The organism is Daejeonella sp. (genome assembly GCF_049655485.1).
Lineage (GTDB): Bacteria > Bacteroidota > Bacteroidia > Sphingobacteriales > Sphingobacteriaceae > Daejeonella.
In genome coordinates, this window is sequence record NZ_JBASJU010000405.1 from 1 (window position 1) to 21,328 (window position 21,328).

15 protein-coding genes are annotated in these 21,328 nt (G+C 41.2%); 2 read left to right on the plus strand and 13 right to left on the minus strand.

From position 1 onward, the window contains the following. Nucleotides 1-601 precede the first annotated feature (601 nt). From WBJ10_RS16375 to WBJ10_RS16410, 8 genes are all read right to left on the minus strand, one after another. Nucleotides 602-877 (minus strand): hypothetical protein, encoded by a 276-nt coding sequence (locus tag WBJ10_RS16375; protein ID WP_424292230.1) that lies wholly within the window; start codon nucleotides 875-877, stop codon nucleotides 602-604. Between the two features lie 181 nt (nucleotides 878-1,058). Beyond that, nucleotides 1,059-3,977: a hypothetical protein gene (locus WBJ10_RS16380; protein WP_424292232.1), complete on the minus strand. Its 2,919-nt coding sequence runs from the start codon at nucleotides 3,975-3,977 to the stop codon at nucleotides 1,059-1,061. A 39-nt stretch (nucleotides 3,978-4,016) separates the two neighbouring features. Beyond that, nucleotides 4,017-5,552, minus strand: coding sequence for a hypothetical protein (locus WBJ10_RS16385; RefSeq protein ID WP_424292234.1), 1,536 nt, complete (start codon nucleotides 5,550-5,552; stop codon nucleotides 4,017-4,019). A gap of 4 nt (nucleotides 5,553-5,556) precedes the next feature. Next, on the minus strand, nucleotides 5,557-6,372 hold the full coding sequence (locus WBJ10_RS16390; protein ID WP_424292236.1) for a hypothetical protein: 816 nt from the start codon (nucleotides 6,370-6,372) through the stop codon (nucleotides 5,557-5,559). A 110-nt stretch (nucleotides 6,373-6,482) separates the two neighbouring features. Then, entirely contained in the window at nucleotides 6,483-7,016 is a 534-nt protein-coding gene (locus WBJ10_RS16395) for a hypothetical protein (protein WP_424292238.1), read from the minus strand. A gap of 374 nt (nucleotides 7,017-7,390) precedes the next feature. Continuing rightward, a complete protein-coding gene (locus WBJ10_RS16400; RefSeq protein WP_424292240.1) occupies nucleotides 7,391-7,987 on the minus strand; it encodes an RNA polymerase sigma factor in 597 nt (198 codons plus the stop codon). Nucleotides 7,988-8,114: 127 nt separating this feature from the next. Then, on the minus strand, nucleotides 8,115-8,711 hold the full coding sequence (locus tag WBJ10_RS16405) for an OmpA family protein (RefSeq protein ID WP_424292242.1): 597 nt from the start codon (nucleotides 8,709-8,711) through the stop codon (nucleotides 8,115-8,117). A gap of 121 nt (nucleotides 8,712-8,832) precedes the next feature. Beyond that, entirely contained in the window at nucleotides 8,833-10,545 is a 1,713-nt protein-coding gene (locus WBJ10_RS16410) for an FAD/NAD(P)-binding protein (RefSeq protein ID WP_424292244.1), read from the minus strand. Nucleotides 10,546-10,855: 310 nt separating this feature from the next. Between WBJ10_RS16410 and WBJ10_RS16415 the strand changes: the two genes are divergently transcribed. Together WBJ10_RS16415 and WBJ10_RS16420 are read left to right on the plus strand one after the other, a co-directional pair. Continuing rightward, nucleotides 10,856-11,416, plus strand: a complete 561-nt coding sequence (locus tag WBJ10_RS16415) for a GNAT family N-acetyltransferase (protein ID WP_424292246.1) — start codon at nucleotides 10,856-10,858, stop codon at nucleotides 11,414-11,416. A 175-nt stretch (nucleotides 11,417-11,591) separates the two neighbouring features. After that, nucleotides 11,592-12,293: a hypothetical protein gene (locus WBJ10_RS16420; protein WP_424292248.1), complete on the plus strand. Its 702-nt coding sequence runs from the start codon at nucleotides 11,592-11,594 to the stop codon at nucleotides 12,291-12,293. 13 nt (nucleotides 12,294-12,306) lie between these two features. On the opposite strand, the gene WBJ10_RS16425 is transcribed toward WBJ10_RS16420, so the two are convergent. From WBJ10_RS16425 to WBJ10_RS16445, 5 genes are all read right to left on the minus strand, one after another. After that, nucleotides 12,307-13,470, minus strand: a complete 1,164-nt coding sequence (locus tag WBJ10_RS16425) for an App1 family protein (RefSeq protein ID WP_424292250.1) — start codon at nucleotides 13,468-13,470, stop codon at nucleotides 12,307-12,309. 108 nt (nucleotides 13,471-13,578) lie between these two features. After that, nucleotides 13,579-15,612, minus strand: a complete 2,034-nt coding sequence (locus WBJ10_RS16430) for a TonB-dependent receptor plug domain-containing protein (RefSeq protein WP_424292252.1) — start codon at nucleotides 15,610-15,612, stop codon at nucleotides 13,579-13,581. Between the two features lie 46 nt (nucleotides 15,613-15,658). Continuing rightward, nucleotides 15,659-18,124 carry a bifunctional YncE family protein/alkaline phosphatase family protein gene (locus WBJ10_RS16435; protein WP_424292254.1) on the minus strand — a complete coding sequence of 822 codons (2,466 nt, stop codon included), beginning with the start codon at nucleotides 18,122-18,124 and terminating at the stop codon, nucleotides 15,659-15,661. Between the two features lie 69 nt (nucleotides 18,125-18,193). Then, nucleotides 18,194-20,644, minus strand: coding sequence for a beta-propeller fold lactonase family protein (locus WBJ10_RS16440; RefSeq protein WP_424292256.1), 2,451 nt, complete (start codon nucleotides 20,642-20,644; stop codon nucleotides 18,194-18,196). Between the two features lie 129 nt (nucleotides 20,645-20,773). Beyond that, on the minus strand, nucleotides 20,774-21,328 hold a 555-nt coding region (locus tag WBJ10_RS16445; protein ID WP_424292258.1), incomplete at its 5' end, for an OB-fold nucleic acid binding domain-containing protein.

Genomic DNA, 21,328 nt, shown 5'->3' on the forward strand with positions numbered 1-21,328 from the left:
GCAGAGAATAGAGGTAATTTTAAAAGGCAGAAATTGCATATAAGTTAATTTATATTGGATGATCAATTTCTTAAATTTTCAGAACTTTACCCCAAAGGAACACACAAGACCACACTCTGTTTTACAAAAAATGCTTTCTGAATCATTTTTTTATTGAATTAATTTGTCATCAGTATCTTACCCGGATTAATTCCCCTGTTCTAAAACATTATGATATGAGTTAGATAGCGATAGCTTTGATCATTTATAACATCCGTTAAAAAATCGCAAGCACTATTTTAGTATTCATGGTCATAATGGGAAAATCCTCCTATTGCGTTTTATTATGGTAAAACGAATTCATAAATGTAAGAATTGTTTATCTGATATTTTCGTAGCTTTTACCTAAAATCATTAGCAAACGTAAACGATAAAATGCTTCCGGTAGTATCTAATCACGTTCGTATCGATTTTGCTAATAATTTTTTGAAAATTGTATGGCACTTGCATCGGCCAAGCGGAATCAACCTCGCAACACATTTCTCGCATTTTAGGCTTGTGCTTTGAAGTAAACTAATGGAGCGACAGCTAACAGGAAGAAGGGCCCGTTTGTGGAATTCTGTTATCGTGGGTCGACCTGGTAGATTACCAGATAAGAGGTATTTTGATTAGGAAGTAGCTTGTTAGGACGGGTAGCAGCCAGCTTGTAAATATTCGCATTGCCCGACGATGTAGATTTGGCCGCTTCATCGCTATAAAATTCTCTATAAAGCTTTTCGTACTCTAAAGTTTTTGAATCGATCTGTTTAACCTGGGATGATGAGCTTCTTAAAATCTGCAGCGGACCTCTTTGACTATCATCCCGTGTTTCGGATGTTTTATTTAATGCAGGATTCATCAATGAAACGCTTTGAAGATCGGTCAGGGTTATATTCAAGAAAGCAGTATGGGATTGTGCTTGGGAGACAAACCCGAATAATAACATCGAGAAGCAGATCAGAATTAATTTCATCGAACGCAACGATTACATAAATATAACATATTTGTTTATACGATGCAATCATAAAAAGGTTATGAAATTATTGATTTTTTAACGACTTAGATCCTACCAGCCAGGGGCGTAGCCCGCAGTAAGAATGCCGTTCTTGTGGCCTGAGGTTAGGTGAAGTAAACTTCTTGGTCTCGATTTTTCTTCCTTTAACAACAAGCCTAATGTCAATAATTTGTGGAATTTCGGAGTTGAGTTGAATAACATCTGGTTTCTTTTCTACTTCAACCTCAGAAGGAAGGTTAGTATTATCAACACTTAAAGTGTATTTACCCACAGGGAGATAGAAAATATACTGGCCTTCAGAATTAGTTTTAGTAATGTGCTTCACATTGTTTTCATCAACGGCGAAAACAGTTATACCCAACAGGTTATGGTTGATCTCATAGCTAAACTCATTAAAACTATAACGCAAAACTCCCCTTAACGTTCCAGTCCGCTTTAACGCTATTTCCACTCGTTTCTTTTTCTGATCGAGCTTTATCAACTGGTCAGAAGCATACCATCCCTTTGTGTTGGTCAAAGAAATCCGATAATTTTCGTATGGAAGCTTTTTATAGTCCAGGCTACCCTCCGTGCTAGTAATAAAAGCAACATTATTCACATAGAGAAGATGACCGCTTGCTTTTTTATCTCCTTCGTCGAAAATATTGTTTTGATTCGCATCCTGAAAAACAAATACTTCGAGGTCACTGACCTTTGAGCCAACTTTGGGCAAAGTTAGTTTTTGCGTAATCCCCATCTCAAGAATACTCAGATTATATTCTCCATAACGGTTATGATTAATTGAAGAATAAATAACAGTTTTAGGTGTAAACTCATATTCCGCCCGACCGGTTATGTAAAAGCTGGATCCAAAAGCACTGCTATTTATGAAGGCCAGCCCGGTTTCAGTACGGAATTTATTGCGGAAAAAGCTTTTCTGGAATGATGGAATAATATTGATTAAGCGCGGCGAGCTCACACCCTGGAGGAAATTATTTGCAGCTTCACCAATATAAAATGTACCCACCTGAACAGTTGAGTTCAGATTGAACAAGCCGCTGCGATAATTAAGGTTAGATCGGAAATGAAAGCGCCTTGAACGATCAAAAGTAGAATTATACAGGCCAGTTTCAGTATTGATTGATAAATACTTATTACTGGAGATAGGGTAATTAAATGAATTATTCAAATTCCATGCTTCCATTGAATGCTGCTCCTCGGGCAAAGACTGGAATCTGAAAGAGTTGTTTGTTTCGTTAGTATAAACTGGAGCTATTGATATATTCAGTTTTTTGAAGATGGTGCCAGACATTCCAATTTCTGCTCTGACCGTACTGAAAACAGGCAGGAATGATTGAAAAATCGAAAGAGTTTTAGGTGCATAGTGGTTATAATCAAACCCTGCCCAAACATTCGAAGATTCGCGCAACCAGGTTACTCTCTCGCTAAACGAAAGTGCTCCCCGTCTGATACCAGGGTAATACCCAGAGCTGACATAATTCTGGCTGTTGATTAAAAGCTTATTTAAATTACCATTGATATTTATCCCACCTGCAAAACTAGGCTTCGGTTTGTTACCGTTTTCATATTCCGTAGTATATCCGCCACTTATAGACGCAGATGCACGAAGGTCTTTAAGTTTTGTCAATGTCAAATTATTGGCCAGAATAGCACTTCTAGAGTTCAAAATGGGGTTCACCTCATAAATTGCTGATGATCCGAGTTCCCAGGTTTTCGCCGTGTGGGTAAACGTTCCCCATCCTGCATTGCCTACAGGAAAGAAAGTATTTTGTCTATTGCCTAACAGATTTGAATTGCCATCAATATATCCGGCTTCATATGTGTTTTTTGACGTAGTGTCAATTAACATCAAAGTACCACCTCGCCCATTAAGATTTATATCCAAATTCTTGTTTATATTACCCGCAGTTATCCCGAATTTCTGGTTATTGTAGCTAATAAAGGTATTTCTGACCATCGGGGGAGAATAAGAATTCTTCCAGGTGGTAAGGTCCAGATTATAGCCAAGCATCCCTTTTGGAAGTTCCAGGTTACCGCGCCCTGTCATGAGGTATGACTGATTTTGCGAAAACATACTTTGGGAACTGAACGTAATACTGTTAAGATTATACGAGTCGCTGAGGGTTTCATCGCGGTAAGCGCGCTCGTTTCGGGCACTTTGCACTTTAATGTATGCCATCCCAAAGATATCCCCATTATCATACAACCCACTGAAAGTCACATCAAAGCCTTCGGAATTAAGCATTTTCTTTATTACGGGCCTAACGAATGTAATAAGCGTATCAGCTGACGGTTCAATAGTAAATTGATTAGTAGTATGAAATGCATCGTCCTGAAAAATCGATGGATACCGATTAATCAAAGTTACTTTCTGAGCCGTATTCCCGGGATTGGTTACCCTGATCGGGATTTTTATCGAATCTGACGTGGGGTCAAGGAGTATGTTTGACACCAATGCGAACATATTGACATTTCTTTTAATATAAAGCCTCAGCCTTGTCTCAGAAGTAGCCAGAATATCGTTTCTGCTTCCGGCCAGCAAAAAACGAATCAGATGATCTTTATCTGATGCAGCCCTTTTAGTGACAAATATTTTGACAGGAACAAACGTACTGTCTCCCGGAGATAGAGAAACCGTTATTTTGTTTTTGCTGATAAGGTTAAGAGAAGTTGGGATATTGATATCGACCAAGCCATCAAGCTTCCCTTTACTTTTGTTCACAATTTTTACGGTAAGGTCGATAAGATCTTCGTTTGATGCATTAATAGAAGTTACAGAAGGCTCAAATACGATAGGAGAATCCTGGGAATACGAATCCGCTGCGTAAAAGCATAACAATAACACCAGAGAAAAAAATTTAGAACGCATTGTTCCTACAAATCTTTCAACTTTCTGGAAATAAGCATCCAAATAGTATTGATGATATGTATTATTCTTTTTCAAATTTCAAGGTTAGACAAATGGGTTTTGCCAGAAAGAAAGCTACAGAGGTATTGCTACGAATAAAACTCTCGTATTAAAAATACCTGATTTCCCAAGTAGCCTGGGGTCGCTAGGGGCCGTATAATATCGGAGAGAGTATTCGACAACCTGATGTGTCGAGTTGGCCATTGGATTGCTAATTATAATCTGGTCAGCTGTAGAAAGTGCGCGTGTAAAAGTGTTTATTAAAGCACCACTCGTAACGGTATATTTCGTAGTCTCAATATTTACTGCTGATACAGGAATTGTTGCTGCAGTACTATTTTCGAGGTTCGAACCGCTCGTTTTAATCAAAACCTGATAGGGATTATAACCTGTAACTTTCAATCCGCGCAGTTTAGAAACAGAAACACCATCCTGATAATTTGCTATGGTATTGAAAACCATATCAATTACATCCGCCGAGTTCTGAAGCACCATTGTGTAGCTATTTGAACTGGAATTCACTTGAAATGTCACATCCTGGATCCTGGTCGACACAATTTGGTTATTCTGATTATATAAAGTAAATGTCAGGCTTGCGGTATACATCCCATTAGGGACAAGCAAATGATTTCCCCCGGCTATTATCAAATCATACTTATGTTCGGTACCTCCATATTTAACGAAGGGGGCGTCTGATTGGTCAATGAGCGGTACATCAGAATAAGCCAGTGCTATGGCATTATTAGTTACGCCTATCTGAGCTGCCGTTGGGGAGCCCGAGGCAACCCTGTTAAAACGGAGTGAAAAGTACTGCGGTAATACCGAGTTGCTTCCACTGGTAAAATTTCCGTTTGCGCGTACCTTCAGGCTCCATCCCGTGCAATTGGCTTCGTTGGGTTGATATTGTAAACTAACAGCATCTGTCACGGTTCTCCCATTCATAAGTGACGCGTAATCGGAAAAAGTGGGCTGATTACTATAGTAAGAATTTAGAGTAGCGCCAGAACAGGTACTACTATAATCAACTTTAAAAGATACCGAGACTCTATCGTTTGTTGCGATAATTGTTCCGTTTTGAGCAACTAGAGTTAATGTAAGTGTAGTGCTAAATGTGCCCGTGCCGGCTGACAAATGGCTTCCACCAGCGACTACCATATTCAGACGGTGGACGAAATAAGTTGTGGGAGGTGATTGAAGCGGAGATGAAGTGGTAATTAGCGACGCAGGTGTAGTGGTGCTCAGCATTTTACTACCGGTTCCGCTTACGCCGGATGGGCCGGCACCATCGCTGCCGTTATAACTTATAGAAACAAACTGTGCCGGAATTATGGCACTGCCGTTTGAAAAATCACCATTTGCCCTGACTTGCAAAGTCCACCCAGCTGGCGTGTCAAAACCTTTGCGGAATTTCTCATACTGCACAGAAATGTAATCCGTGGCAATACATCCAGTTAACAAATCTCCCGGCGTTGCCATAATACAATCTGAACCTTTGAAGAAACCCAGGCTTTGACCGTAAGCCTGATTGGATAAAACCCCGATCAGTACAAAAACCGAGATGGTAACTAACCTGACGGAGTTAAAATAATTCTTATATGTTATGATTCTCATTTTATTAACGGACAAACTCCAGCTCAACCAGTTTCAACTCATCCTTATTGCCGTAATTAATGATGGCAGTTGCTATATATTTACCTTTAGTAATATTTGCAGGTAACACTTGCCTCATGATACGCTTATCTCCCGGCAAAGAATATATATCCTGATCGTCAAGCTTTGTTTTGTTTCCTGTCTGGGTATTTAATATCTCCCATTTAACCTTACCTTCCAGCCAAATCTTCCCTGTATTTTGGAGGTAGAGTTCCAGGAAACCGCCAGTCTTGTCACCCTTGGCAGGGAGAATATCAGTAAAATTGACCACTTCGATATCTTTCTCTTCCACCTGGGAGAAAGCATGATAAATTTTAACACCCATTCTCACGCTCACTTTTATCGACGTACCATCTTCCGCCTTCGCATCTCCGGGGTTCAGCTGCGTAAGGAAGAGCATAGCCGTATGAACCGGAATTGAAGTGTTAGCATTCGATGGCACAGTAAAAATTATATCAAGCTCACGTTTTTCGTTAGGCTGGAGGGTAAAGTAGGATCCAGGCATGACCTGAACCCATGAAGAACCAGAGTTTTTTAATGTTCCGGCATCGTATGTTTGATTATTGCCCAGGGTATCATAGTCCCAATCATTCATCGATACGCCTATTTCCAATTCCTTGTTATTAGGGTTACTAACCACTATTTTTTGAGTAGCTGTAGCTCCTGGTGAAAGTTTAAAATAAAGCTTCCCTGGACTAACGGTCATGCCCGCCTGAGCCAAAAGCTCGTGGTGAAAGGCAGTTAACGTGAAAGCGAGAAAAAGACATATTGATTTTTTCATGAAGTAAATATAAAAAAAGGCATTAGTAAGCTTTTACATGCAGCTATATGTACTATTGGGTTTACGATTAGATACATTTCAAGTTACAAATATGAAATATCCATTATTTATCAAGGCTGTATCACACTAAATATAACCGGAATTATATTGGGACGCGCATTTTTGTCGATATAAGCGTACTGATTTCCGATTTTATAAGCAATGTTAAATTTATTGGCAGAGTACTGACCGTTCCATGAACTTTGAGCTGCAGTTATAACAGTTACGGGGTAACCATCGGCCGGCGGCAATACCACATCAGTTATTAAAATAAGCCCGGCAGTATTTCCTCTGTTCGTAGTACCTATTAAGGAACTCACCTTAACCAATCCCTCAATTCCCGGGCCCGAACCGCGTTGTTGTCCAGATATGGCTTTCACCACATAACCTCTTAAACTAACTACGCTGATATAATCACTTGCAACGGCCAAAATGCGGTTATCTTTCCTGTTTCTCTTATCTGCGTGCGCAACAAATATTGGTTCGTGTACAGTAAAAGATATGGCGTCCAATAAGTTAATTGACATACTCGTCGACTGGGCGAAAATATTTTCGCCAGTTAGAAAATGTAATACGATTGCCAGTAAAGATAATCCCTTTCTCAATTTCGTTTTCCTTGGTGTACTTTTTTCATCAGAAAACGTAAAGCCTCCTTGATAAATTAAACATTAACGAATCAAGGGATAGATTTCTAGCTTTAAAGTTTTCCTGAATGAGTATTGTCTATTAAATCTTAGGTATTAGTTGATGATAGAATCAAACCCCGTACCACCCCATTAGAACTAGCTAGAGACGTCCGAAACCGTGACTTTGTAATTTATCGGGAACATAGATCGGGATTCAATTCCTCAATTTGGGAAAGTGTTCCTCGATTTCGGGAATTACCCGGACCTCAAAAAGGGGACAAGGACCAATATTGATCCTTGTCTTATTTTTCCTCAGCAGAGTTGCGTAATATTAAGCTCCAGACATCCTCATATCAAGCATAAACTTTTCTAAGCTCAGAGATTGAGGACTGTAATCTTGAACGCAAAATACCCAGTGTAATCTTTAACTCTTCCGCCGCCTGCACGTGGGTGTAGCCTTTGAAATAAACCAGCTCAAGTGCCGATTTCTGTTCAGCGGTCAGGATTTTTGTCATGTCTTTAACCCCGATCAGTTCAGGATTATAATTGGTTTGGAAGGTAATGTCTACCTGCTGGCTAACTTCGGAAAGATCTTCGCAAGCAGAAGCGTTTCTGTGATTCGAACTTCTTAGGTAATCAATAGACAGGTTTCGTGCAAGTCGCGCCATCCAGGTATATAATCGGCCTTTACTTGAATCATACAAACCAAAGGACTTCCAGATCTTAATAAAGGTTTCTTGCAAAATGTCTTGTGCAACCTCCTCAATTCCAACAATGGTCGAAATAACTTTATATAATGAGTCGGAATACATTTGATAGAGTGCTGACATTGCATGACTATCATTGTTCTTTAATCCAACCACAAGCATATCTTCAGATAGACGAAGCTTCCTGCTTCTTTTCTTACTGATGGCTTGAACATCTTCGAGAGGTAATACCAGTGACATCATCTTTTATACTTTTAATAATATAAATTTGATGTACCAACATGAATTTAAGATGAAGTTTCAGAAAAATAACATTTCTCTAATCACTTATTAAAAGACCTGATATAGAGGCATTTTAAGAAAGTGTGGCTTATATATCTTTCTTTATTTCCACCCTTCGATTTTGCTGCCTCGCAGCTTCAGTATTATTAGTATTCAAAGGCTCAGCTTCACCAAAACCTTTAGCTTCTAGATTTCTGCCATTAATCCCTGCTGAAACCAGGTAACTTTTAACTGCCGTTGCGCGATCTATAGACAACGTCATATTCCTTGTTTCCGTGCCTTCGGCGGATGAGTGGCCGTTTAAACTAAACTTCATATCAGGATATTTCTTCATTTCTCTTGCGATCTCATCCAGAGTTGAATAGGATGATGTTTTGAGAACAGCAGAGTTAAACTCAAACAGGATATTTTTATAGTTAAATGTGGGTGCTGGTGTAGCTACCTCCGGACAGCCGTTGTTTTCGGATGTGCCGGATTTGCTTGGGCAGTTGTCTTTGGAATCTGGAACTCCATCCTTGTCCGAATCAGATTCTGGAACCGGAGCAGGTTTAGGTGTTTCTCTAATGGGCTCCGCCGCAACCGGAACCGGCGCAGCCTGAGTAATCATTTTCTTTGGTTTACAGGCAGTAAAGAATGCAAAAAAGAATACAGTAAGGAGCGACAGTCTGGCTAGAGAAGTTTTCATAATCTAATTTGTAGTAAAAATTAAAATTACTACTTAAGGGTTCGGTATCCAAGAAAGGGTTTTCCACATGGATAGGATAAGTTATTATGTTTATCTAAAAAAGAGTCCTGCATGATATGCATCATTTAAAAATACTTTTGACGATGCGTTCCGATGCCTCTTCACAAAAGTCTAAACCCGAGTAATCCGGATTATATCCACTTATGTATGGAACAGCCATGATGTAGATCCGTTCATTGTAAGCGCCGAATTGATCGGCAACCTGGAAATTATCGTTAATAGTGATTCCCGCCACCTTTAGATAGTAATTCCCGCTACCATCTACCTCCACTTGCCTGCTATTGCGTTCCATAGCTACCCGGCCTTCTGTAGCCAACCTGAATCTGACGTGTGCCGGGCTAATTGTTTTATTTAACAGCATAGTTTTGAAGGGAAACTGCTCGTACGAGAGCCGTGGCTGGCCAATACAGTTAACAAAGGTATTGTAGTATGCAGATTTTACTTGATCCATTTCATCCTTGTATTTGTAGATGACCCCACCTTTAGGCTCGGGAACCACTTCACTCTCTTTATCGACTGGAATGAGTTCCAGGACACCTGCATCGTATAATGCCAGCATCTCACGAGCTGAGTTTTGCGGCACAAAGGCTATCACAATTGAGATTAAGGGCATTAACACCTTCGTAAGCCTCTGCATATCTTCCGCAGAAAGGTATTTGGCCGGGTAGTTCATTGCAAAACTCAGAACTGCCAGCATCTCTTTCCAATAAACCGATTCCCGGCGTTTAATTGATTTTTCTGCTTCAGCGTATTCGGCGCGAAAAAGCAGGAAAGGATCCAAACGTTCGCGCAAATCCATCATAGATCCCACAAAGGATTCAATATTCATATCCTTTATCTTTTCATAAAAAGCGGGTTCTTTATCTCTAAATATTTCTTTGAAGTTATATTCAAATAAGAAATCTAGCGACAAAAAGCCATCATTCTCCTCCCGATGTTTTGAGATTTCTTCAGCGGTGAGAAGCGAATCATTGGACAGATGGGTGTCTTCTAAATGAAACCTGATCGCCGGCAGCAATCCGTCAAGCGAGTGCATCATCAATTTAAATTCGGGACTATCTGAAGATTTGTGGTATGAAACGCAGCCGTTCTCATCTTTAATAAACTCTCCATTGTGGCGGGCGAGTGTCCTTATTGCATCAATGGCTGTTAAAGAGGATCCTTTAATCGCGACAGGATGATTAAGTTTCAACTCTAGTTTCGATGGCGGATAAGGCGAATCAAAATAGCCGTCAACCTTTCCTTCGTCGGTACGGGGCCAATTATGTCCGGTACAGATAATCACCCGGTCAAATTTGAGGGTACCTAAATCGGAGACTTCAACGCACGTTTGATTGAGCTCCGGACTATCAACTACGTCAACTACATGGCTTTTAAGATAGACCTTCGTACGAATCCCGATATCTTTCGCCTTTGCAAGCAGCAGTTGAAATTGGGCAGACAAATAATGCCCGAAAAACAAACGAGGCAAGACTTTGAATTCGTGGAAGTTTTCAGGAGTGATGTCAAAGGCTTGAAGGACTTCCCGGGGAGCATTTTTCACCCAATCGCTAACAGAAGTAACCAGCATTGGAATTTCATTTCCCGAAACATTTGTAATATGTTCTTCATTAGCACCCTCCCTGCTATAGGGCATCCCGCTTCCCAAATGATCCGTTTTTTCAAAAACGGCTATTTCGAAGTCACGATTACCGGATTCGATTAGCCTTTTTAGCATAAACATGCCCGCAGGCCCCCCGCCGAGAATTGCTATACGTAGTCTTGCATCTGACATTAGAATAGAGCTTATAGGTTAGGTATTAGATCTTAGTTATTTGAATGTTAAATCAAGAATGAATCAATTCGATGTGATAACATCTTTTTTAAGCTTAGGTTTGCCTCAAATTCCATTTTTACAGGTAAACCAGTTTCAGTATCTTATGAAAAAGCACAGGTTAAAGACCGAAATAGCGAGTAATTATTTCCAACAACAGTTATATTTTCCGTCATTTATACCTGAAATTATTTGGAGTAAAACCTTGTAGTTAAAATACTGTTATCACACTCAACGCCAATTGATTTTCCAGTAGTTCCAGTACATCATCATGATCAAATTAGAATATTTTACCAGTGAAGATTTTGACACTTTACTTAATTGGATTAAGGACAAGGAATTGCTGCTTCAATGGGCTGGCACTCAGTTCAATTACCCTCTCACGAAAAAGAAACTTGAGGGCTATATTAAGGAGGCTAATGACTTTGAAAAATCCTCAACATTCATATATAAAGCAGTGGATACTGAAAGTGGACGCACTGTTGGCCATATCTCATTAACTTCAATAAACAGGACTAACCGTTCGGCACGGATAACACGGGTGCTGGTGAACAACGCAGACCGGGGAAAAGGTATTGCGGAACAAATGATGAAAGCCTTAATGAAGATAGGATTCGACGAACTGCACCTGCATCGTATGAGTCTGGGAGTCTACGACACCAATGCAGCCGCGATCAAATGTTATAAAAAGTGCGGATTCCAGGTAGACGGGGTCCTGCGGGAAATTCAGAGACATGAGGACTCTTACTGGAGTCTTATGGAAATGAGTATCCTTGAAAACGAATGGGCCGAAATGAAAATTTCGGAAAATCCTGCAACTATAACGATTTAGGGCATTAATTCAGAGTGGAGCTGCACGACTTTAATATTTCTTAAAAGTTATTATCCGCATGTGTAACTATCTAGCGAATTAATTCGTAATAGACTGATATAAATAAGGTTACATCCGTATGTTTATTTCTTAAATAGAAATATTATTAACCTAACCATTTTTAAATATTCAAGTCATGAAAAAAACACTACAAGGCATCTTAATTCTGGTTACAACGATATTATTATTCGGCTGTGAAAAAGATAGCATTAACGACGGAGAATTAATTTACAATTTTAAAACTTCAAACCTAAGTGCCTCCCTCGGCGCGACGGGATCAGCAAGCGGCAACCCGGTGGCACCGCTTAGTAATGGCAGCATTACCTGGAATTCGGGTACTGTTAATATTCAACAAATCTACTTCGGAGCAAAAAAAGATAATACACCCTTTGCTGTGGAGTTTGAGAAGCTATCAAATATTGACATCCTAAAAACAACAACAGTTAGTGGCAGTGTACCCCTTCCGACAGGTACTTACAGCGATATCAAATTAAGATTACGGCTGAAAGAATCTGTTGCTTATAAGCCTCTGGTTGTCCGGGGAACATTCACAGAAGTTTCTGGAACAAAGATCCCGGTAGAAATACAGTTCAACGAAACGTATGAGCTGACACTTCACCCCCCACAACTTACCATGAAAGGTGAGAAATACGATGTGAAGGTAAATCTGGACTTAAGCAAGCTTGTTAAAAATTTAACTTTATCCGACTTCAGCCAGACCGTTAGAACCGGCACGGATAATTTGATCCTTATCAACAATAGTACAAACAGGGCGCTTTTTGAAAAGCTAGCATTGAATGTGATATTGATTGCAGACGCACAGATAGTAAAAAGATAGTTCAGAGGTCAGGTTACTCGGGAATTACAGAAGCTTCTTCCTTTCCAGCGATCTCTCCAGTATCCTGTTTCTTGTCCTTCACTATTTCAGGAATTGCCTGGGTAAATATCAGCCCTGTTCTAGCCGCGTGTTCCGCGGCTTCAACAGTATTGTCGACTATCAAAAGCTCAACATGCTCCTGCAGTTTCGAGGAAATTTCCATGGCTATCTTTTCCCTGTCGGCTAGTTGGACATCACGAATATAAATCGCAAGAATCCTGCCGGGGAACTTTTTAACGACCTCATGATAGATTGCCGGATCTTCCTGTCCGCTATCGCCAATCAGAACAAAATTCAAATGTGGGTAAGTCAGAAGGATATTCTCTATCTCTTTAAATTTATGCCCCATATGCCCTGTACTGATAAATTTGTTATCCTGCAGCCCAAAATCACGAAGTAAAAGCGGACCTTCAGGAATTTGATTGAGATCAAGGAAATCTTTTAATAGATCATACATATTCCATGGGCTGCTGGACACGTAAAAGAATGGATTATTACGCTTTCCGTTCCGGCCTAACTGCAGCGACTTATAAAATTCAGACACGCCTGGAAAAGGCATTCGTGTTTTGGCGTTATGCAGGAACACTTTCCTCGACATTGCCAGGACATCTGTCGCACTTGTATGGACGATTGTATCATCAATATCGCTGATAATTCCATATTCAGCGTCAATAGGCGGAACTAATACTTGTGCCTCACACTTCAGTCCGGCTTCAAAATCAACAGGCGCCTCAATGAGCTCAACATCTATTTCATGCCACATGTCTGTAGGGTTGATTGGGGTTTCCGGCGCCAGATTCAACTTAAAATATCCCTCATCATCTGTAATTACAGTATGTTCCTGGTCCTGAAATTTAACTTTCAATGTTGCCCCAGGAATTTCATCACTTTGAAAGCGATGGTACATATTTACAAGATTGTGGAAAACGGTATCACGGTCTGATGCAGCATTTACTCCTTTATTCTCAAGCACCCTGCCTTTTATGTAGAGACGATTCACAGTTCCATAACTACGGTACATTACGATCTGTAGAGGATCGTTAAGTTTTAGTTGCTTACGGAGGTCAAAGTAGAGTTTATCGAATTTCTCTTCGACCAATGAAGTAGTATCAGTAAAAAGCTTTTTCCAATCTGCCATATTTTTTGTGATTTATTGGTAGAACAGAAAATAGGAGGATGTGTTTAGATGAAAAATGAATACTTAGGCTGAAGTGTTAATATAACATCCTCTGAACTTGTATTAATCCTAGAAAGAAAGGCTCAATTCAGTTAATGCACTTCTCCCAACCCCATTAATCCCACTGCCATGAGTACGGTAATCTTCGTTAAGGATATTTTGCAGGCTCAGGCGGAATTGAAACTTTTTATAATGATAACCGGCGAATGTATTCCATACCTGCCAACCCGGCGTACCACCTTGCGGGATTCGGTTATCATCCCGGTCACCCTGCGCCAGTCTTCTTTGTCCGGAAGCCCAGGCAAACTCTCCGATTATATAAAATCGCTCAAGGGTAAATTTCACTGAAGTGTTTCCATTAAGCGGTGGCATCCTTCTCAGGGGTTCATTCTTTGAATTATTCTTACCGAACGTATAGGCAGTAAAGCTATTTACTATCCAACGTTCATCAGGCCGCCAGTTAATCGAGGCCTCGCCGCCTCTAATAAAAGCGTTTTCCATATTTTCTTTACGATAAACATTATAGCCGTCAATAATTTCGCCTTCTGATTTAACACGGGTTATCAAGTTGGTAAGTTTATTATTAAAAAGGGCGAGTGAACCTCTTAATTTCTCTGACTGCAATTTATACCCTACTTCTGTGTTGAAATTCCGTTCGGGTTTCAGATCAAAAGCAGGCACTTCGTATCGGAAATCCACGATGCCCAAAGTACCCATATCATCAATATTTGGCGCCCGGTAACCGCTGCTAACGGAAGTATAGACATTATGAGATCCAGCCCCGTAATTTATACCCGCATTGAAAACCAGGGCATCAGGTTTAATATTAACCACACCCAAAGTCTCGTCAGGTATAGTGGCGTTAAACCAATTATACCGTAACCCAGCCTCCACATTGAACTTACTGATCTGAAAATGATGAAGGTTGTAAATAGAAGAATTGGCATAGCTTGTATTCTCAGGATAAAGTCCCCGGCCACGTACAGACGCCTGAGTGAGGGTATTTATTTCCTCTTTATAGCTATTAATGTTATCGAAATAATATTCAAACCCAGTGTTTGAAGACCAGCCTGGGGCAAACTCCGATAGAATATCAACCGACGCATTGGATGTACGAATGTTATCCCTCTCCCGGCGCAAAGAAGGACTATTATTCTTTTGGCTATTTCGGGTCTCAGCACTTTCCTGAAATGAACCGTTGAAGCTTATCTTTTGGTAAAGGGGATTTGAGCCCTTAAGGTTTAATTTAATGTAGGATAAGGTCCGTTGCTGGAGTTCCATCTCGTTGAGAAGGAAATTTTCCAGCTGCACCTTATGATAGACCGGTACATCGCTCTGTTTAACAAACTGATGTGCGCCGATAATCTCTACCCTATCCGACAATTTCCACTTAAGTTTGATATCTGCATCTGTTTCCCCGTAACCACTCGGTGATTGACGGCCAGTAGTATCACCACCTACCAAAGTGCCGAACTTCTTCGTGCTTACGCCACCAGAAGCAGAAAAATTACGACTGGAATACATAAGCTGCCCCCGTCCTGTTTTCTCCATATCATTACTCCAATACCTGCCGGTTACACTCCCATTAAGCAAGGGCTTGTCGGAATAGCCCGGATCGAGGGTTAATAATTGGATCACACCGCCCATGGCATCAGAACCGTATTGAACCGATCCGCTTCCTTTTACAACTTCAACCCGATCAACTGTAAAATGATCAATGGTATTGAGATATTGATTGGGCCCATAGCGAAATGTAGAATTGTTCAAACGAATTCCGTCAACAAGGATCAGGGTCTGATTTCCAGTAAGGCCCCTTACGAAAGCTGAGCCTCCTCCATGATTTGTTTTTTGAATAAACACACCCGGCACACTCATCAGGGCTTCGGGTGTTGAACGATACTGTAATTCACTCATCTGCTTCCTTTGCAGCACACTGACAGAAAAGGGGCTACTTTCTAATACAGATGACTTGCGGGTTGCCGTTATTACAACTTCGTTCAAAGTGCCGGCAGTGTCAGCTATTGTGGTATTTCGTTCCTGGCCTGATAGTATTCCCGGTAAGTTAAACAAAAAGGCACCCAGTAGTAATTTATGAAGTCTCAATTTTATGCTATAACAGGTTATAAATTCGGGAAGGATTTAGAAAGGGCTATTCGTCATCATCATCCTTTTCCGTTTTCATCTCAAGCTTAACGAAAGCACTTCTGCGCGGAGCGGGCATGATAGAGTTTTCACCTTTTACCGATTTCCACACCACTTCATTCAGGTCCAAATCTGGCGCCCTGTCTTCTCTGGAGAAGTCCCAGGTGCCAGATCTTAATGAACTGGTATTGTTCTCCGTGTTCTTTACCGTTAAGCTTACCTGCGCAGGCCTGGCTTTATACGAAGCTAAAGCCGGTTTTGCAGTAAAGCAATCGAATAGCGGAACAGCTGCTGCATCATACTGGCTCATTGGCGGTAGGCCTAGAATCAATTCCATGGTTCGCAACATTCCTGAAGTTGAATACATATTATGATTCACGGATCCCATTTTGGTGTAAGGACTGATCACAAAAGCTGGAGAACGGTGGGCATCAACATGATCAGGACCGTTCTGCGCATCGTCTTCCAAAACAAAAATGGCAGTTTCCTTCCAGATTGGGCTATTTGAAATATGCTCCACTAATTGTCCCAGGGCCAGGTCGTTATCCGCCATCATTGAAATCGGCGATAATTTCCCTAAACGCTGGCCGTAAGTATGATCGTTTCCGATCCGGATGGAGTTGAACTGGGGGACTTTCCCAGCAGCTAGAAGGGAATCAAAATCATGTTTAAATATTTTGATGCGATCTACATCGGTTATATCAAGGTTGTAGGAAGGGAATTTAGCGCAAATATTACCCTCGAGCGATTTAATACTCGCTTTACCGGCTGCGACGAATTCACCATAGGATCGATAGCTTATTCCGGCGCGCTGACAATAATCCCAAATAAATCCATCACGCGGGTAAGCGATTTTACGGCTACCTTCATAGTCGTAAGTTCCGCCCCGGCTGCCGTAGCTGATTGGCCAGGTTTTCTCGACGTAGTCGTTCGCATATGCTGCCATGCTCCAGTTATGGCCGTCGGCACTGACTTCTGCATCCACATAAAAATTATCAAGTAACACGAATTGACGAGCTAAAGCATGGTGGTTCGGCGTTACTTTCTCAGGAAAAATGGTGAGCGACGAATCCCCATTCCCCTGGGGCATATCACCCAGAACCTGATCGTAAGTACGATTTTCTTTAACAACATAAAACACATACTTAATAGGTGAAAGCTCTCCCGCTTTAGCTGGAATTGGGTTACCAACCGCTTTGTGAGCTTCGTTCTCCTTTGCCTTATTAAAGGGTGTATTCGAATATACTTGCTTAGAATAATCATTTAGTTGAACTGAATTGGGCTGATCTATAAACGATAAGGTACCCTTGAATAAACCACCGATATACTGAAGCCTGGAATTGATAACCCCCAAATGAGAGCCGCTATTATCGGTCTTTCTAACTGGTTGAGGCCCCTCAGGATTTGGCAGTGATGAAAACCCTTTGCCATTGCTAACAAGAATCTTCTTACCAACCGTTTTTACATTCGTGGGATACCATCCCGTCGGGATAAATCCCAAAGAAACACTTTTCCCGGGAGCAGAAACATTAAATACGGCAAGGCAGTTATTATCTGCATTGGCGATATATAAAGTCTTTTCGTCGGCGGAAAGGGCCAGTCCGTTTGTTGTCGAGCCAGTAAGGTTTGTAGGAAATAAAGTAGTAGAAATAGTTTCAATCACCTTGCGCTGTGCAATGTTTATAACGGATACTGAATTGTCGTTTGCATTGGCTACAAAGATGTAATCCCCTTTTTTGGAAGTTAATATCTCGTTCGGATGGTTCTGGGTAGTGATTTCCGAAACAATTCGTTCCTGTACCACATCATAAATAGCCAGCTTATCTCCTCCCCATATGGAAATATAAAGCTGTGACTTATCAGGACTCAAAACACAGGCATAAGCTTCATTCGAAAGCTTTACCTTTTTAATAGTTTTTTTATTGTTTAGGTCAACAATATATAAACTGTTGTCTTCTTTGGTTACCGTATAAAGCCGATTTCTTTTACTGTCGATATCAATTCCTGCAGGGCTAATCTTCTCTTTTGGCCAGGCATCACCTAACCTGATGGTATCAGGATTTAAAAAGCTCCCATTTTTAACATCGTAAGAAATAATAATATTATCGTTTCCTCCGGACGCATAAAGCTTAGTCCCCTTATCGTTAAATTTTAGGCCGTACCATGATTTACCGATGGAAATGGAATCGAGCTGCTTTTCAGTTCTAGTGTCTATGAGCTGTAAAAATTGCGTGCTTTGCCCATTGTTTGTCACGGCAAGCAGGCGTTTATTTCCAGTCAAGGCCATGTTCAGGGGGAGGTCGCCCAGGGCAATAGAACGTCCTGCAGGGCTTAGCGACCAGCCATTTGAAAGTAGTACCTGCCTTCCGGGTGCGTAGGTCGATGGCGTTTGTGCATCGGCAATTTCAGCCAACATCATACAAAACAGGATCAGACAAAATGATCTGGCACTGGCTTTTAATAAATGGTTCATAGTAAGATGAATTATTGAAGGTATTATCAGAATAAGTATTAATTAGTATGCATGCTTGATTTATAGATATCAATCCTCCCCGGATCCAGATTTTTTATCTGTGTTTAAAAATGCCGCCCGAACCGGAGAAGGAGCTGGTGCACCTTTTATGCCCTGCCATAGAATCTCATTAAAAATAAGATCAGGCACCGCGTCTTCCTTACTCCAGTCAAACTTTTCAGATAAATTACCAAGCCTTGTATTTGCTGGATTCTTATCGTTTAAATTAACGCTGACCGGCAAAAAATTATAGGGGGTGAAATCCGGTTGGGGAGTAAACAATCTCCACATAGGAGTAGCAGCTGCGTCGTATTGAGTCATCGGAGGCAGGCCTAATATTAATTCCATTGTCCTTAACATACCCGAAGTTGTGTACATCGTATGATCAACATAACTCCGTTTTACGTGTGGACCAATTACAAAAGCCGGGCTTCTATGGGCATCCACATGATCGGGGCCATTTTGAGCATCATCCTCAAGGATGAACACCACACTTTGATTCCATACTGGGCTTTTACTCAGGTGGTCAATCAGCATTCCAACAGCCAGATCGTTATCCGCCACATGAGCGAAAGGTGTTGGCCGCCCTGCCCGCATACCTTCCGTATGATTATTCCCTAATCTGATGGTTGAGAATTGGGGAACTGCATTTGCAACGACTAATGAGTCGAAGTCGTGCTTCCACTGATAAAAACGTGTAGTATCCCGGATGCTGAGATTATATGGCGCAAACCGTGCTGTATGTCCTTTCAGAGATTCAAGCCTCGGCTTCGAACCCAAAGCATCGGCAACGAACTCCCCGTAAGAACGATAAGAAACATTGTTTCTCGCACACAAATCCCAAATAAAACCGTCACGGTTATTTCCGATTTTTAGTGTTCCGGAAGTGCCGTGTGTACCACCTTTGGCACCATATGAAGCTGGCCAGTTCTTTTCAACATAGTCGTTTGCATACGCCCCCATGCTCCAGTTGTGGCCATCTGCACTTACTTCGGCATCTACATAGAAGTTATCCAGCAAAACATAATCCCTGGCAAGTTTATGCTGATTCGGCGTAATTTTCTCACCAAATAATAAGAGAGAAGTATCGCCATTTCCACCCGGGATATCGCTCAAAACCTGATCATAAGTTCTGTTTTCTTTAATAATATAAAACACATGTTTAATAGGCGATTTATCACCAACTTTCATTGGGATAGGATTTCCCGGTTCACCTTCAGTATTTAATTCTTTTGCTTTCGAGTATGGAGTGTTTTTATACACCGTTTGGGTAAAGGTGGCAAGTTGAGGAGCAGCCGGTTCATCAATTATACTCAAAGAACCCCGAAACAAGGAACCTATGTATTGAACTTTCGCTGGCTTTGTGCTATCACCTGAGCTGTTTAAAACCGTCTGCAGCCTGTTGCTGGGCTCCGGACCCCTGGGATTAGCATAGGATGTTAAGCCTTTCCCATTGGTCACAAATATCTTTTTACCAACTACCTTAACGTTTGTAGGATACCAACCTACAGGGATAAAACCTTTCGACTTGCTTTTTGAAGTTACAGAAACATCAAATGTGGCTAAACAGTTATTGTCGGCATTAGCTATATAAAGTGTTTTTTCATCCTCGCTCAGAGCAAGGCCGTTTGTAGTAGATCCGCTGGGGGATGCAGGATAAAGTGCGGCATTTAATGTTTCCACCACTGTATTAGTGACCGTACTGACCACGGATACAGAGTTATCATCGGCATTTGCGACATATAAAAATTGCCCGTTTTTTGTGAGATGCATCTCATTTGGATGGTTACCAACAGGAATTTCTTTGGCAATAGTTCCAGATTTGATATCGTAAACCAGGATCTTCTTGTTTCCCCACAAACTGATATATAACTTATTCTTATCAACAGAAACTTTACAGGCATAAGCCTCAGCACCCAGTGGAATAATTTTACTGACCTGACGGGATTTAAGATCAAAAACATACAGGCTTTTGGCCTCTTTCGTTACTACGAACAGTTTGTTATGGACCGTCTCGTCGAGATCCAGGCCGGCAGTTCCGATTTGAACTGGCCATGGCTTTCCCAGTTCATACGAATCAACCAGTTTGAGCTTACCTTCGATTATAGAATACCTGTTCACCTTGTTGTCATGCCCCCCGGAAGCATACAGAAACTTGTCATCTTTGCTAAAAGCAAGTCCGTACCAGGCTTTCGCAATTACAATACTATCAATTCGCTCTTCCTTTTCGATATCGATCAGGTCGATAGTATGCGTACTCTGCCCGTTATTTGTAATAGCTAAATATTTTTTGCGATGACTAACTACCAGATTTAAAGGCAACTCGCCGACAGGGATATTCTTACCTGCCGGGGTTAACGACCATCCGTTAGGTAGCATTACCCTTTTGCTCTCCAGTTCGGTCAAGGCTTGAGAAAACACTGAACTACCTAATAATAAGCAAACTATCGTTAGGCTCGAAAATTTTGAAGGTGAGATCATGGCAATTGATTAATCCAGGTTTTTGGAACTGCAAGGTATTTAAAATGATGCCTTATACACTTAAAGATAATAAGAAGATATTGTTAAATTAAAAAGATTGCTTCGTGGTACCTCCTCGCAAGCACACCCCTACTTAAAGTTACGCCCCTTATAAAACACCCCTTCACTCTTTTCATCCGCCCGCGAAAGTGTTAATACTGGCAGATCCTCTCTCCCATCCGGAGAAAGCCCCCGCAACAATTTAGACAGATCAAAACAGCGTTTTACAATCACGTGAACAATCTCGCCTTCAACCTGCAATCTTCCTTCAACCATGAGCAATCTCGAACCGATAATCTCTTTACGATACTGGTCAAATAGCTTTTGGAAGACCACCAAGTTTGAAGTACCCGTTTCATCTTCAATAGTGATAAAACAAATACCGCTGGCAGTTCCGGGCCGCTGGCGAACCAATACCAAACCTGCTACTTTCACGAGGTCGCCATCTTTTGCATGTGTGAGATCCTTAGAAGAACGAACATGCAGCAAACCAAGTTTCTCCCGCACAAAACTCACCGGATGAGCTTTCAGGGATAAAGAAGTTGTGGCATAATCCTGAATCACATGTTCTGAAGCAGGCATCAGCGGAAGCGAGATTTGAGTTTCAGTCACACTCTCTGAAGGCTGGCCCGCAAACAAAGCCTG

Coding starts and splice junctions, on each gene's coding strand:
- WBJ10_RS16435 (WP_424292254.1), bottom strand. CDS start 18,124: ATGAACCATTTATTAAAAGCCAGTGCCAGATCATTTTGTCTGATCCTG.
- WBJ10_RS16440 (WP_424292256.1), bottom strand. CDS start 20,644: ATGATCTCACCTTCAAAATTTTCGAGCCTAACGATAGTTTGCTTATTA.
- WBJ10_RS16400 (WP_424292240.1), bottom strand. CDS start 7,987: ATGATGTCACTGGTATTACCTCTCGAAGATGTTCAAGCCATCAGTAAG.
- WBJ10_RS16410 (WP_424292244.1), bottom strand. CDS start 10,545: ATGTCAGATGCAAGACTACGTATAGCAATTCTCGGCGGGGGGCCTGCG.
- WBJ10_RS16415 (WP_424292246.1), top strand. CDS start 10,856: ATGATCAAATTAGAATATTTTACCAGTGAAGATTTTGACACTTTACTT.
- WBJ10_RS16425 (WP_424292250.1), bottom strand. CDS start 13,470: ATGGCAGATTGGAAAAAGCTTTTTACTGATACTACTTCATTGGTCGAA.
- WBJ10_RS16420 (WP_424292248.1), top strand. CDS start 11,592: ATGAAAAAAACACTACAAGGCATCTTAATTCTGGTTACAACGATATTA.
- WBJ10_RS16390 (WP_424292236.1), bottom strand. CDS start 6,372: ATGAAAAAATCAATATGTCTTTTTCTCGCTTTCACGTTAACTGCCTTT.
- WBJ10_RS16375 (WP_424292230.1), bottom strand. CDS start 877: ATGAATCCTGCATTAAATAAAACATCCGAAACACGGGATGATAGTCAA.
- WBJ10_RS16385 (WP_424292234.1), bottom strand. CDS start 5,552: ATGAGAATCATAACATATAAGAATTATTTTAACTCCGTCAGGTTAGTT.
- WBJ10_RS16405 (WP_424292242.1), bottom strand. CDS start 8,711: ATGAAAACTTCTCTAGCCAGACTGTCGCTCCTTACTGTATTCTTTTTT.